General features: G+C 65.2%; 13 protein-coding genes. 5 read left to right on the top strand and 8 right to left on the bottom strand.

Going from position 1 to position 12,491, the window contains the following annotated elements; translation table 11 throughout:
- Nucleotides 1-6: 6 nt before the first annotated feature.
- The 4 genes from ACN0RC_RS10805 to ACN0RC_RS10790 all read right to left on the bottom strand — a co-directional run bounded on the left by ACN0RC_RS10805 (nt 7) and on the right by ACN0RC_RS10790 (nt 2,526).
- Nucleotides 7-666, bottom strand: coding sequence for a ribonuclease HII (locus ACN0RC_RS10805; protein ID WP_417511704.1), 660 nt, complete (start codon nt 664-666; stop codon nt 7-9).
- On the bottom strand, nt 666-1,394 hold the full coding sequence (gene lepB / locus ACN0RC_RS10800; RefSeq protein WP_417511553.1) for a signal peptidase I: 729 nt from the start codon (nt 1,392-1,394) through the stop codon (nt 666-668). Before lepB ends, ACN0RC_RS10805 begins: the two co-directional genes overlap by 1 nt.
- A gap of 123 nt (nt 1,395-1,517) precedes the next feature.
- A complete protein-coding gene (gene rplS / locus ACN0RC_RS10795) occupies nt 1,518-1,865 on the bottom strand; it encodes a 50S ribosomal protein L19 (protein WP_417511551.1) in 348 nt (115 codons plus the stop codon).
- Between the two features lie 166 nt (nt 1,866-2,031).
- Nucleotides 2,032-2,526: an MFS transporter permease gene (locus ACN0RC_RS10790; protein ID WP_417511549.1), complete on the bottom strand. Its 495-nt coding sequence runs from the start codon at nt 2,524-2,526 to the stop codon at nt 2,032-2,034.
- Between the two features lie 99 nt (nt 2,527-2,625).
- Here ACN0RC_RS10790 and map point away from each other — a divergent pair, with 99 nt between their 5' ends.
- A complete protein-coding gene (gene map, locus ACN0RC_RS10785; protein ID WP_417511547.1) occupies nt 2,626-3,408 on the top strand; it encodes a type I methionyl aminopeptidase in 783 nt (260 codons plus the stop codon).
- Here the strand turns inward: map and ACN0RC_RS10780 are convergent.
- Together ACN0RC_RS10780 and ACN0RC_RS10775 are read right to left on the bottom strand one after the other, a co-directional pair.
- Nucleotides 3,401-4,168, bottom strand: a complete 768-nt coding sequence (locus ACN0RC_RS10780; protein WP_417511545.1) for a class I SAM-dependent methyltransferase — start codon at nt 4,166-4,168, stop codon at nt 3,401-3,403. The two genes, map and ACN0RC_RS10780, sit on opposite strands and share 8 nt — an antisense overlap.
- Nucleotides 4,169-4,220: 52 nt before the next feature.
- On the bottom strand, nt 4,221-5,819 hold the full coding sequence (locus tag ACN0RC_RS10775) for an ABC-F family ATP-binding cassette domain-containing protein (protein WP_417511541.1): 1,599 nt from the start codon (nt 5,817-5,819) through the stop codon (nt 4,221-4,223).
- A gap of 185 nt (nt 5,820-6,004) precedes the next feature.
- On the opposite strand from ACN0RC_RS10775, the gene ACN0RC_RS10770 reads away from it, so the two are divergent.
- The 4 genes from ACN0RC_RS10770 (at nt 6,005) to ACN0RC_RS10755 (ending at nt 9,980) form a co-directional block, all read left to right on the top strand.
- Complete coding sequence (locus ACN0RC_RS10770; protein WP_417511539.1) at nt 6,005-6,673, top strand: DedA family protein; 669 nt, start codon at nt 6,005-6,007, stop codon at nt 6,671-6,673.
- Nucleotides 6,670-7,896 carry a sensor histidine kinase gene (locus ACN0RC_RS10765; protein ID WP_417511538.1) on the top strand — a complete coding sequence of 409 codons (1,227 nt, stop codon included), beginning with the start codon at nt 6,670-6,672 and terminating at the stop codon, nt 7,894-7,896. Before ACN0RC_RS10770 ends, ACN0RC_RS10765 begins: the two co-directional genes overlap by 4 nt.
- Before the next feature lie 13 nt (nt 7,897-7,909).
- Nucleotides 7,910-8,578, top strand: coding sequence for a response regulator (locus ACN0RC_RS10760; RefSeq protein WP_417511536.1), 669 nt, complete (start codon nt 7,910-7,912; stop codon nt 8,576-8,578).
- 100 nt (nt 8,579-8,678) lie between these two features.
- A complete protein-coding gene (locus ACN0RC_RS10755; protein WP_417511534.1) occupies nt 8,679-9,980 on the top strand; it encodes an acyltransferase family protein in 1,302 nt (433 codons plus the stop codon).
- On the opposite strand, the gene ACN0RC_RS10750 is transcribed toward ACN0RC_RS10755, so the two are convergent.
- Both ACN0RC_RS10750 and ACN0RC_RS10745 read right to left on the bottom strand, forming a co-directional pair.
- A complete protein-coding gene (locus tag ACN0RC_RS10750; protein WP_417511532.1) occupies nt 9,959-11,320 on the bottom strand; it encodes an MFS transporter in 1,362 nt (453 codons plus the stop codon). The genes ACN0RC_RS10755 and ACN0RC_RS10750 overlap by 22 nt on opposite strands.
- Nucleotides 11,317-12,489, bottom strand: coding sequence for a MalY/PatB family protein (locus ACN0RC_RS10745; protein WP_417511702.1), 1,173 nt, complete (start codon nt 12,487-12,489; stop codon nt 11,317-11,319). The genes ACN0RC_RS10750 and ACN0RC_RS10745 overlap by 4 nt, the downstream gene beginning before the upstream one ends.
- Nucleotides 12,490-12,491: the final 2 nt, after the last annotated feature.

Here is a 12,491-nt window from a genome sequence, read left to right as displayed (position 1 = left end):
ATGAGTTCAGAACAGTGTCGGGGCATCGGCGATGGCCCATGAGGAACGGTGCAGCGGCGAAAGGCCGCAGTCGCGGATCGCCGCACGATGCTCCGCACTCGCGTAACCCTTGTTGCGGTTCCACTGATACATCGGATGCTCGTCGTGCCGCTGTGTCATATACGAGTCGCGCGCGACCTTCGCGATGACAGAGGCCGCCGATACCGACGCACAATCGCGGTCGCCCTTGATGACCGTTCGCACCTCGATGGGCGCCGCATGCACGCGCGAGAGGTAATCGTGATTACCGTCGAGGATGACCAAGGCCCGTCCGGTCATCCCCCCCTGCGCTGCAACCGCATCGATTGCCCTCGATGCGGCAAGCCCCAGCGCGCGCATGATGCCGACCTCGTCGACTTCCGCCGCGTTTGCCCACCCAGTTCCGGATGCCTGCACCCATGCCGCTGCACGGGCCGCGACATCGGGTCTGCGCTTCTCCGTCACGAGCTTCGAGTCGCGGAGTCCTTCCGGCACGCGACGACGTGCTCCGGAAGCATCCATCATCGCGGCCCCAACGACGACGGGGCCCGCCAACGCGCCTCGCCCCACCTCGTCAAGCGAGATGATGAGGTCGTACTCTGTCAGCAGCTTGCGCTCAAGAGTGAGCCGTGGCGCGATAACCGTCATCATTCAGGTTCCGGGACGCCGTTGAAGATGTCGTGGTGTCCATCGATCGTGCCGATGCGCGAGAGTGGCCAGGTGGTGAGGAACGCCTTGCCGACGACATCGTCCAGCGGCACAAAGCCACCGCTGGGCAGTTCCTGATGGGCACGCGCATCCTGCGAGCGATCACGGTTGTCTCCGAGCACCCAGATCGAGCGCTCTGGAACGGTCACATCGAACGGCTCGTTCGATGCCGCCGTGTCGCCCTCAGGAAGGTTCAGATACGACAGTTCATCGATGGGCGCGCCATTGATCGTGATCTGCCCCAGCGAGTTGCAGCACACGACGTGGTCGCCTGGGAGACCGATGAGGCGTTTGACGAGGTGGTCCTCACTGTCAGAGGACGAGAGACCGATCAGGGTCAGCAGCCCGTCGACCCACTCGATGATCAGTGGGCGAGGCGGTGCCTTCTGCTTCACGGGAAGCCACCCGCCCGGATCGGTGAACACGACGACATCGCCGCGTTCGTAGCCCGTCCAACGCGGGGTGAGCTCGTCGACGAGAATCCGGTCGTTCACCAGCAGCGTCTTCTCCATCGAAGCCGACGGAATGTAGAAGGACCGCACGACGAAACTCTTCACCACGAACGACACCAGCGCCGCGATGACGATGATCACCACGACGTCGCGAAGGAAGATCCAGAACCCACGCCGTCGTTTCACCGGTGCGTCCGGGACGGGTTCAGAGGTCATCGCATTCCTTCACAGAGGTTGTTCGCACCGCGGACGACGGCACCTCCAAGGTTCGCACATCCCGCACAGAACACAGCACCCCGAGACGCTGTGTCTCGGGGTGCTGTGAACGAAAAGCGGCGATCAGTTGTCGCGCTTCTCCTTGATCTTGGCCTTCTTGCCGCGCAGGTTGCGGAGGTAGTAGAGCTTCGCGCGACGCACGTCACCACGAGTCACGACCTCAATGTGGTCGATCGCCGGGGAGTGCACCGGGAAGGTACGCTCGACGCCCACCTGGAAGCTGATCTTGCGGACCGTGAAGGTCTCGCGCACGCCGTCACCCTGGCGACCGAGGACAACGCCCTGGAAGACCTGGATACGGGAGCGGGAGCCCTCAGTGATGTTGACGTGCACCTTGACGGTGTCGCCGGGACGGAACTCGGGAATGTCGGAACGGAGCGAAGCCGCGTCGACGGCGTCCAGGATCTGCATGATCGTCTCTCTCTGCACTCGCCACAGGTCGGATGCATGAATATGGAAGGAATACGTGAAGTGTGTGCTGAACGGCGCATGAAGCGCACGCGGACTCCCCTGAGGCAGAGTCGGTCACGGCACAAACAATCATTCTGCCACGGATCGGGGATCCGACAAAACCGCGTCAGTTCTCGGAAGCAGGCTTCTCTCGGATGACGAAGACCTCGCCATCGGCGGGAGCGTGTTGCCCGGGATCGAAACTGGCGTCGATCGTGGGCGATGCCATGAATCGGATGCTGGAGCCCGCTGTCCGCGCTTCGCCCCACAGCTGCCACAGCATCAGCCAGAAAAGCGCGAGAGCCACGACGATCGCTGCGGTCAGCAGAAGCGGGAACCAGGATTGCGGATAGCAGCCGACGGCGATGGTCAGCAGATGCCAGACGCCGATTCCGAGCACATCCCACCACGACGCCATGCGCGTCTCACGTGCAGAGGGACGCGCACGCTGCAGGAGTGTCAGAACGAGCTGACCGATGAAGACCGACGGGATCGCGATGAACAGCACCCAGAGGAAGGCCCACCCTCCGGCGTTGAAGATCCCCCAGCCGATCAGCAGCCACAGCGGCAGAATGACGGCCGCCGGGAACATCCAGCGATAGAGAGCGCGTCGCAACCACATGTTCTGATCGTACTGGCGTGAGGATCAACGGGTTCGTGTGTTCGCTGTGAGCGGGTGCACCTGTCAATCAGGGAGAATGGAGAAGACGAGAGGAACACCATGATCGAACTGCGCACCCCGGCCGAGATCGAAGAGATGAAGGCTGCGGGACGTTTCGTCGCCGAAACCCTGGCGACGCTGCGCGACGAGACGAAGATCGGCACGAATCTGCTGTCGATCGATCGCAGGGCCCACGAACTGATCCTCAAGGCCGGAGCAGAATCCTGCTATATCGACTACGCGCCTTCATTCGGCAACGGCCCGTTCGGCAAAGTCATCTGCACGTCGATCAACGACGCCGTGCTGCACGGACTCCCCCACGACTACACGCTGCGCGACGGCGATCTCGTCTCGCTGGACTTCGCCGTCGCGGTCGATGGATGGGTCGCCGACTCGGCCGTCTCGTTCGTCGTCGGCACCGCACGCGAAGAGGATCTGCGCCTGATCGATACGACCGAGCGCGCGCTGGATGCGGCGATCGCCGCCGCCACGGTCGGCAACCGCATCGGCGATATCTCTGCGGCTGTCGCCGCCATCGCACATGGCGAGGGCTACTCGATCAACACCGACTTCGGTGGACACGGCGTCGGCCGAACCATGCACGGTGACCCGCACGTGGCTAACGACGGCCGTGCAGGACGGGGCTTCCCGCTGCGCGATGGTCTCGTGCTCGCGCTCGAGCCGTGGTTCCTGCAGACCACTGACGAGCTGCGCACGGATGCCGACGGGTGGACCCTCCGTAGCGCGGATGGCTCACGCGGCGCGCACTCCGAGCACACGGTGGCGATCACCGCTGACGGCCCGATCGTGCTGACAGACCGCAGCTTCCTCGGCGTCAAGTAGCGCCGTCGCCCCGCACGCTCCCAGCGCGTGAGTAGACGAACACCTCGGTCACCATCGGGAGTGTGAACTCTGCCCTCCCTGCAGTCGCCGGGTCGGCGTCGAGAATGCGGTCGAGTTCGGCGACCATCGCGGTGCGCGTCGCTTCATCAGCCGCGAGAAAGCTGCTGACCGTGAGCCAGCGCCGCAGGTAGTCCTTCCGGGTGATGCGCTCTGACCAGGTGATCTCGGTGCGGTGATCGAACACGAACCCGGGCAGTTCGTCGGCAGCTGTTGCTGTCGTCGAGTCAGCTTCCGTGCTGACCGCCGGATGCGCGACGCGGTGACAGGCTCGATCCCAGGTGCAGTCCGGGTCGGAATGGTTCCACAGCAGTCCCAGCATCCCGCCCGGCACAAGCACGCGCCGGATCTCGGCGCATGCGGCATCCCGATCGAACCAGTGGAACGCCTGCGCGACGGTGACGGCGTCCACGCACTGATCCGGAAGCGGGATGCTTTCGGCACCACCGCTCAGCGACTCCGCCGACGGGAGCTTCGCACGCAGCACATCGAGCATCGCGACCGAAGGCTCGACGGCGATCACCCGATCAGCGCGCTCGATGAGCAGCTCGGTGAACTTGCCCGTGCCGGCCCCCAGGTCGAGCACGGCATCCACTCGCTTCCGCAGGATGTCCTCCGCCGCCGCATCGGGAAAACCAGGCCGATAGCGGTCGTACTCCTCGCCGATGCTCTCGAACGACTTCGCCAGCTGCTGATCCACCATGCTTCGACGCTATCGTGCTGCACCTACGCCGGTCTCACGCGAAAAGAGCGCGTCAAGCGAGCTCGATGAGGTCCTGGTACTCCTGGTTCCAGATATCCTCGACGCCGTCGGGCAGGATCAACACGCGCTCGGGGTTCAACGACTGCACAGCCCCCGGGTCGTGCGAGACGAGCACGACAGCGCCTTCGTAGTGCGCGAGTGCATCGAGGATCTCTTCGCGGGATGCCGGGTCGAGGTTGTTCGTCGGCTCATCGAGCAGCAGCAGGTTCGCAGACGACACGACCAGGGTCGCCAGCGACAGTCGCGTCTTCTCGCCGCCGGAGAGGACCCCGGCGGGCTTGAGCACATCGTCGCCAGTGAACAGGAACGAACCAAGTACGCGCCGCGCCTCCATCTCGGTGATGTGGGGAGCCGCCGAGATCATGTTCTGCAGCACGGATCGTTCGACGTCGAGGTTCTCGTGCTCCTGCGCGTAGTAGCCGATCTTCACGCCGAATCCCGGCTGCAACTCTCCCGTGTCGGGCTCGTCGACGCCCGCCAGCATCCGCAACAGCGTGGTCTTGCCGGCACCGTTGAGGCCGAGCACAACGACCTTGGATCCGCGGTCGATCGCGAGGTCGACATCGGTGAAAATCTCCAAAGAGCCGTACGACTTCGAAAGTCCGGTTGCCATCATTGGCGTCTTGCCGCAGGGCGCTGGCTTCGGGAACCGGAGCTTCGCGACCCGATCCACCTCGCGCACGTCGTCCAGCCCCGCGAGCAGCTTCTCGGCACGCGCCACCATCTGGTGCGCAGCCGCAGCCTTCGACGCCTTCGCCCCGAAGCGGGCGGCCTGCTGCTGCAGCGAAGTCGCCTTCTTCTCGGCGTTCGCGCGCTCCTTCTTGCGGCGCTCCTCGTCAGCCACCCGCTGGCGCAGGTAGTTCTTCCAGTTCATGTTGTAGATGTCGATGCTCTGACGGTTGGCGTCGAGGTAGAACACCCGGTTCACCGTCTCGCCGACGATCTCGATATCGTGGCTGATCACGATCAGCCCGCCCTTGTAGTTCTTCAGGAATTCGCGCAGCCACACGACACTGTCGGCGTCGAGGTGGTTGGTCGGCTCGTCGAGGATCATCGTCTCGGCATCGGAGAACAGGATGCGCGCGAGCTCGATGCGGCGCCGCTGCCCACCGGAGAGCGACTTCAGCGGCTGATCGAGGATGCGATCGGGCAGCGAGAGGTTGTTCGCGATGGATGCGGCCTCAGCCTCGGCCGCGTAGCCGCCGAGTCCCTCGAACTGCTCGGTGAGGTTGCCGAAGCGACGCATCGCCTTCTCGGCGACGGCCGGGTCGGCGGATGCCATGTCTTCGGCAGCTTTGCTCAGACCCAGCTGAATGGTGCCGAGACCTCGTGCATCCAGGATACGGGTGCGCGCGAGCATCTCCGGATCGCCCGAGCGGGGATCCTGCGGGAGGTAACCCAGCTCTCCGGACTTCGTCACCTTGCCATCCGAAGGCAGCAGGTCACCTGCGAGCACCTTCGTCAGAGTGGTCTTGCCGGCGCCGTTGCGTCCGACCAGTCCGATCTTGTCGCCGTCGGAGACGCGGAACGACACGCCATCCATAAGGAGGCGGGCGCCAACGCGAATCTCGAGGTCGTGCACGGCAAGCACAGCAATTGTCCGTTTCGTCAGGGAGGGGTGGAGCGGCCCGTGAAATGTGAAGACACCGGGCCAGCCTCTCAGTATACGTCGCGCCGCCTGCGCAGATCCCCGGCACCGAAGACCCCTCTGAAGTATGACGCGATCGATACCTCGGGGTGATGTGGTGTTCTGAACCTCAATCGTAAGTTCTCCTCGTGGACATCATCAACGAGCTCATCATGCAGGCGGTCGCCTCTCCGTGGCTGTATCTGGTCATCTTCGCGACAGCAGTGATCGACGGCTTCTTCCCGCCGATTCCGAGCGAGACGGTGCTCGTTGCCGCGGCTGCGGTCGCGGCATCCACCGGTGGTACCGATCTCGTGATGCTGGTCGCGTTCGCAGCCCTCGGCGCCATGATCGGCGACAACATCGCGTATGCCATCGGGCGCTCTGTGGGCACGACCCGCTTTTCCTGGATGCGGCGCCCTCGCGTTGCCGCGGTCTTCGCGCGTGCGCAGAGCAGGCTGACTCGCAGCGGCGCTCCCCTCATCCTCGGCGCCCGATACGTCCCGGTCGGCCGCGTCGCGGTGAACATGTCTGCCGGCGCACTCGGATACCCGTGGCGGCGCTTCCTGCCGATCAGCGTGGTTGCGGCAGCCTCATGGGCGATCTACAGCGTCGGCATCGGTCTCCTGGCGGGGAAATGGCTCGTGGACCAGCCATTGCTCAGCGCCGTGATCGGAATCGCTGCGGCGCTGATCATCGGCATCGTGATCGACCGGGTGACAACGATTCGCCGTCGCAGGCGTGACCAGCACGCGACACAGCGCGCTGCCGCGGAGAGCGAGCTGTCCGAGCGCGCGACCGCTGAGGTGGCAGGATGACTCCCATGAAGGCGACGAAGAGCGAGCACAGGAGACAGCGGAACGCTCTGCCGCGCGACCGGACCTTCGTGCTCACCGTGATCCTGTCGGTGATCGCTGTGATCCTCTATACCGTGCTCGTGCCCGTGCACGCTGCCATCTATGGCGCACCGGTCGCGGTCACCATGGCTCTCGCCCTCGCCGCGGTCGGCGCGCCACTGATCTCGCTCTGGTATCCGAATCTCGCGCTGCTTCTGTTCACGGTGTCTGCAGTGCTCTTCCCGTTGATGGTTTCGCGCGAGGCTTCGGTGAGCGCGCCATGGCCGTGGTCTGTGCCGATGCTGATCGCCTTCGTCGTCGTCGTCGCGACCGTGACCTTCCGGCGGGGTTGGCGACCAGGTCTCATCCAGTTCGCTCTCGGGAGTGCCGCCGGTGTCATCGCGGCGATCATGCAGCCGTCCATTCCGAGCGGCACCTCTCTGATCGTCACGACCTCGATCGTCGCCGGCATCTACCTGATCGCACTCCTGCTCGCCGGACGGCTTCGCCTCGGCGAGGAACTCACCCGCGAGCGGGCCAATACTGCACAGGAGCAGTCCAGGCGTGAACTCGTCGAAGAGCGCACCCGCATCGCACGCGAACTGCATGACGTCGTGGCGCACAGTATGTCGCTCATCCAGGTCCAGGCCTCCACCGCCCGGTACCGAGTCCCCGATCTCGCACCGGATGCCGCGTCCGAGTTCGATGACATCGCGGCATCCGCTCGCGGGGCGCTCACTGAGATGCGCCGCATACTCGGTGTGCTGCGCACGGAAGATCAAGCGGCAGAACTCGCACCGCAGTTCGGCATCGACGAGATCCCCACACTCGTGGAGGCGACCCGCCGCGCGGGGGCCGCAGTATCGCTGAGCCATGCCGTCAGCGGCGACATCTCCACCGCCACGCAGCTCGCCATCTACCGGATCACGCAGGAAGCGCTGAGCAATGCGCTCCGGCACTCCCCCGGGGCCCCGATCTCGGTATCGTTGTCAGCGGATGATACAGATGTGACACTCGTTGTGCGCAACCCCTATGACGCCGAAACTCCCGGGACTCCGGGCGGTCATGGACTGCGTGGCATGCACGAACGCGCGACCCTCCTCGGTGGCAGTTGCGTTGCCGCCGGTTCCGATATCGACCGCTTCTGGACCGTGACAGCGCGGATGCCGCGGCATCCGAACGTATCGTTGGAAGGAACACCATGACGGCAGGATGCCCGTGACGATCGAAGTCCTCATCGCCGATGACCAGGCCATGGTCAGAGCGGGCTTCGCCGCGCTCCTGGACGCGCACGACGGCATCACCGTGACAGGGCAGGCCTCCGACGGCCTCGAAGCGGTGTCTCTGGCAGCACGCGTCGATCCCGACGTGATCCTGATGGACGTGCGGATGCCGCAGCTGGACGGCATAGAGGCGACGCGTCGAATCCTCGGCCCCGGCTACCCCGCCGCTAAGGTGCCCCGCATCCTCATGCTCACGACGTTCGACATCGACGACTACGTCTACGATGCGCTGCAGGCCGGCGCCAGCGGATTTCTGCTGAAAGATGCGCTGCCCGAAGAACTTGTGCACGCTGTGCGGGTGATCGCCGCCGGCGATGCCCTGCTGGCCCCGAGCGTGACCCGCCGCATGATCGCGCAGTTCGCCACGCAGAAGCCTCGGGCGACAGCTCCCACGAACCTGCTCGCCGATCTCACCGATCGCGAGCGCGAGGTGCTCGTGCTGATCGGTCAAGGACGCTCCAACGGCGAGATCGCCTCTGCCCTGTTCATCGCAGAGCAGACCGTGAAGACGCACGTCGGAAAGGTGCTTGCGAAGATCGGTGCACGCGACCGCGTGCACGCCGTGATCTTCGCATACGACACTGGCCCGGCTGAACCCGCCTGAGACCCCGTACGACGGTATGGGGCAGGTCGGCACCATCGTGTGATGCGGCCACCGGCACCAGGTTCATAACCTCCTCGGACACCTACTGAGGAGGAACCACATGGCCATCGCGGATCTGCGTCCGACCATCACTCGCACGCCTGTGCCGGCCGCCTCAACGTCCGGTGGCGCCAGAGATACCGGCATCGACCTGGTCCGCGCACTCTGCGTGGTCGGAGTCGTCCTGATCCACTCGCTCATGGTCGGCGTCACAGTGACCGATGCCGGTCCTCTGTTCGCCAACGCGAGCGACGGGTCAGCGTGGATCGCACCGCTGAGCTGGCTGCTGCAGGTCATGCCGCTGTTCTTCGTGATCGCCGGATTCGCCGGTTACACGTCGTTCGTCCGCTCACGCAATCGCGGCGGCACCGCATCGACCTTCGTCGCCGCGCGCATTCATCGCCTTCTCCTGCCAGCCGTGTGGACTGTCGGATTCGTCGCCATCGGTCTCACCGCGCTCCTCGCGTACGGCGTACCCGGGGACCTCGTGGGTATCGCAGGGTTCCGATTCGGACAGCCACTCTGGTTCCTCGGGGTGTTCCTGCTCTGCCAGGTACTGCTGCCCGCACTCGTCCGCGCTCATGAGCGCGCTCCGTGGCGTACGATCGCCCTTCTCGTCACCGCCGCCGCGGTCGTCGATGCCGTGCGGATCTTCACCGGAGTGGACGCACTGGGCTTCCTGAACCTCGCCTTCGTGTGGCTCGCACTGCAGCAGGTGGGGTTCTTCCTCGCCGACGGGCGAATCGGATCGGTATCTCGCCGGATGCGCGCGATCATCGCGCTCGCCGCGCTGGGCGGCCTCATCCTCAGCGTCGCTGCGGGCATCTACTCCCCCGATCTCATCGAGAACATCAACCCACCGACGACAGCGCTCCTGTTCGTCGGGGTTGCGCACACCATGCTGATGTCGCTCCTGCGCGAGCGGCTGAACACCTGGAGCATGATGCCTCTGGGTACGCGGTTGCGCACGTTCGTCACGCCGCGCGCGATGACGATCTATCTCTGGCACATGCCCGTGCTGCTCGTGATGGCTGGCGCGAGCGCCGTGTTCGCGATGAGCACTGGCATCCCTTTGCCGCAGCCGAGCAGTCTCGAGTGGTGGATGACACGCCCGCTGTGGCTTGCCGTCGTCTTCACCTTGACGGCGCTGGTGGCTTGGGCGCTGGCACGGATCGAGGCGCGTCCCGCTCCCCGGGCGACACGATCTACCGTGCGCCTCACCGCAGCATCTGCACTCGGCATCGCCGCGATCTCAGGACTTCTGGTTCTCGGCGCGACGCCGCTCACAGCACTGCTGGCCGTAGTCGTGATGATCGCCGCGCTGCGGCTCGCACGGTCACCTCAGCCCAGTTCAGCTCCGTGACCGAGCCGGAATCCGGGAAGCATCGCCACCAGCAGCACGATGGCCGAGAAGACGAACACGAGTGGAAATGCCGCCGGGCCTCCGCCCAGCGTTGCCACACCGAGCCCGACGAGAGCGACGGCAACCGACGAGCCTGTGGCGTCGGAGATCGAGAGTGCCGAAGAGTTGAATCCGGCATTCCCCGGTGCGGAGTACGCCAGCGTCAACACGGTGAGCCTGGGGTATAGCAGCCCCATGCCACCACCGGCAAGCCCCCAGCCGATCACGACGATGAGCGGGCTCGCCATGGTCAGAGCAGTGACCAGCACACTCATGACAGCGACGAGGAGCAGCACCAGACTGATGAGAGCAATGCGACGGTTGCCGAGTTCTTCACCGAATCGCCCCTGGATCGCGGATCCCCCGGCCCAGGCGAAGGCCGCGAACATCAGCGCGATTCCCGCCCACGTCGGAGTGAACCCGAACTCCGCCATCAGCAGATACGGGATATACGCCTCGGTGGCGAAGAATGCACCAGCGACGAGACCTCGCACGAGCACCACGCTCGGCAGTCCTCGGGCTGCGCGAAGTGTTCCCGTGGGCAGCAACGGCACGACGGCGAAGCCGATCACAACCAGCGCCACGAGTGCGATCGGCCACCCCACCGTCGGCGGAGCGTCGGCAGTCAGGCCCACGGCGACAGCTGCCGCTGCCACGACGACCGCGAGCAGGAGCCGACGGCCGAGACCCTTGACGCTGGAGGCGTCACCGCCGCCGAGCTCCAGTGCGCGGAGCCTGACCGCGATCATGACGAAGGCGATCGCCGTGAGCACCGCGACGCCGAGGAACGCCCACCGCCAGTCGAGGAACTCGGCAACGGCACCGGCCAGGAAGGGTCCGATCATCGCGGGGACAACCCACGCAGCGGCGAATGCCGCGAAGATCCGTCCGTGCAGCTGCGACGGGTACAGCCGTGCGACCACGACGTAGAGTGCGACGGTCTCGCCACCTGCGCCGAGACCCTGCACGAGGCGGCCTACGAGGAACTGCTCCATCGAGAACGCGAACCCAGAGATCAGCAGACCTGCGATGAACAGCGACACGGCGACGTACAGCGGACCACGAGGACCGCGAGCATCCGACCACGCGCCGCATATGACCATGCCGATGACGCTGGTCGCCAATGTGCCCGCGAACGCGACCGCGTAGAGGGCTTCACCGTCCAGAGCCGCGCTGACCACCGGCATGACAGTGGTGACGGCAAGCGATTCGATCGCCGCGAGGAAGATCAGTGCGATCGCACCGATCGTGACCCAGATGCGCTCCCTATCCCAGATCGATGGGACAGCCTGCAGGCTCATGCGCGGGGCGAAGACTCAACGGGCCCGAGAGCGGCGATGCGGGTGATCGCTTCGGTGATGATCTCAGGGCTCGTGCCGAAGTTCAGCCGGACATGGCCTGCGCCTTCGGTGCCGAACGCCGGCCCGAAGTGCAGTGCGACCTTGGCCTCGCGGAGGATGCGTTTAGAAGGGTTCGCGCCCCAGCCGAGATCTGTGAGGTCGATCCAGGCGAGGTAGCCCGCATCCGGCATCCGATAGTGTGCGCCAGGAATGTGCTGAGCGAGAAGATCTGCGATGAGACGACGATTCTCGTCGAGAGTGATGAGCAGTCCATCCAGCCATGCGTCACTCTGCGGCGAGAAAGCGGCAGTGGCTGCGAGCATCCCGAACTGCCCCGTACGCCATTCCACCTCAATAGGCAGGCTTCGCAGGAGCCGTGCGGTGTCATCTGCGGCGGCGACCATGAGCGCGCACTTGAGGCCGGCGAGGTTGAAGGCCTTGCTCGCGCTGACGACGGCGTAGCCGACGGTGCGCGCGGCATCCGATACACCCAGGAATGGGGCGAATCCGGAGTCAGGCTGCGCAAGCGGCGCGTGGATCTCATCAGAGACCACGGCAGCGCCGTGAGCAGCCGCGAGCTCGGCCAGAGCCGCGAGAGACGCCACCGAGTGCACAGTGCCAGTCGGGTTATGCGGGTTGCACAGCAGAACCGCACGCGCGCCGTTCTCCAGCGCGATACGGATGCCGTCGAGATCCAGCTCCCAGCGGTCACCCACGTCGCGCAGCGGAACACGCTCGACGATGGCACCAGCTTCTTCGACGAGATCGAAGAACGGTGGGTAGACGGGAGTCGTGACGATGACCCGGTCTCCCGGACTCGTCACCCGGCGCAAGATCTCGACGATGCCCATACTGACATCGGCGGTCGACCGCATCCGAGCAGCATCCGGTGTCCAGCCGTATCGACGCTGCGCGAAGCCCACGAACGCCTCGGCCAGCGGTGTGCGCGAGGCAACGTAACCGGTGTCGCCGGTGCGCACCGCCCGCTCGAGCGCCGCAGTGATCGCTGGAGCCAGCGGAAAGTCGGTCTCGGCGACGAACAGTGGCAGAACGTCCTCGGGATATTCACGCCACTTCTCGCTGGTGCGCTGCCTGAGCTGCTCCAGCGGAAGCGCCGAGACCTTCTGGATCA

The sequence above is a fragment of the Microbacterium sp. genome (genome assembly GCF_048259935.1).
Taxonomy (GTDB): domain Bacteria; phylum Actinomycetota; class Actinomycetes; order Actinomycetales; family Microbacteriaceae; genus Microbacterium.
Note: the sequence above shows the minus strand (reverse complement) of the source record. Positions and strands in the feature narration are given on the sequence as shown.

What these genes read in the sequence shown, in the direction of transcription:
- ACN0RC_RS10805 (WP_417511704.1), bottom strand. Translation starts at nt 666, where the DNA reads ATGACGGTTATCGCGCCACGGCTCACTCTTGAGCGCAAGCTGCTGACA.
- lepB (WP_417511553.1), bottom strand. Translation starts at nt 1,394, where the DNA reads ATGACCTCTGAACCCGTCCCGGACGCACCGGTGAAACGACGGCGTGGG.
- rplS (WP_417511551.1), bottom strand. Translation starts at nt 1,865, where the DNA reads ATGCAGATCCTGGACGCCGTCGACGCGGCTTCGCTCCGTTCCGACATT.
- ACN0RC_RS10790 (WP_417511549.1), bottom strand. Translation starts at nt 2,526, where the DNA reads ATGTGGTTGCGACGCGCTCTCTATCGCTGGATGTTCCCGGCGGCCGTC.
- map (WP_417511547.1), top strand. Translation starts at nt 2,626, where the DNA reads ATGATCGAACTGCGCACCCCGGCCGAGATCGAAGAGATGAAGGCTGCG.
- ACN0RC_RS10780 (WP_417511545.1), bottom strand. Translation starts at nt 4,168, where the DNA reads ATGGTGGATCAGCAGCTGGCGAAGTCGTTCGAGAGCATCGGCGAGGAG.
- ACN0RC_RS10765 (WP_417511538.1), top strand. Translation starts at nt 6,670, where the DNA reads ATGACTCCCATGAAGGCGACGAAGAGCGAGCACAGGAGACAGCGGAAC.
- ACN0RC_RS10755 (WP_417511534.1), top strand. Translation starts at nt 8,679, where the DNA reads ATGGCCATCGCGGATCTGCGTCCGACCATCACTCGCACGCCTGTGCCG.
- ACN0RC_RS10750 (WP_417511532.1), bottom strand. Translation starts at nt 11,320, where the DNA reads ATGAGCCTGCAGGCTGTCCCATCGATCTGGGATAGGGAGCGCATCTGG.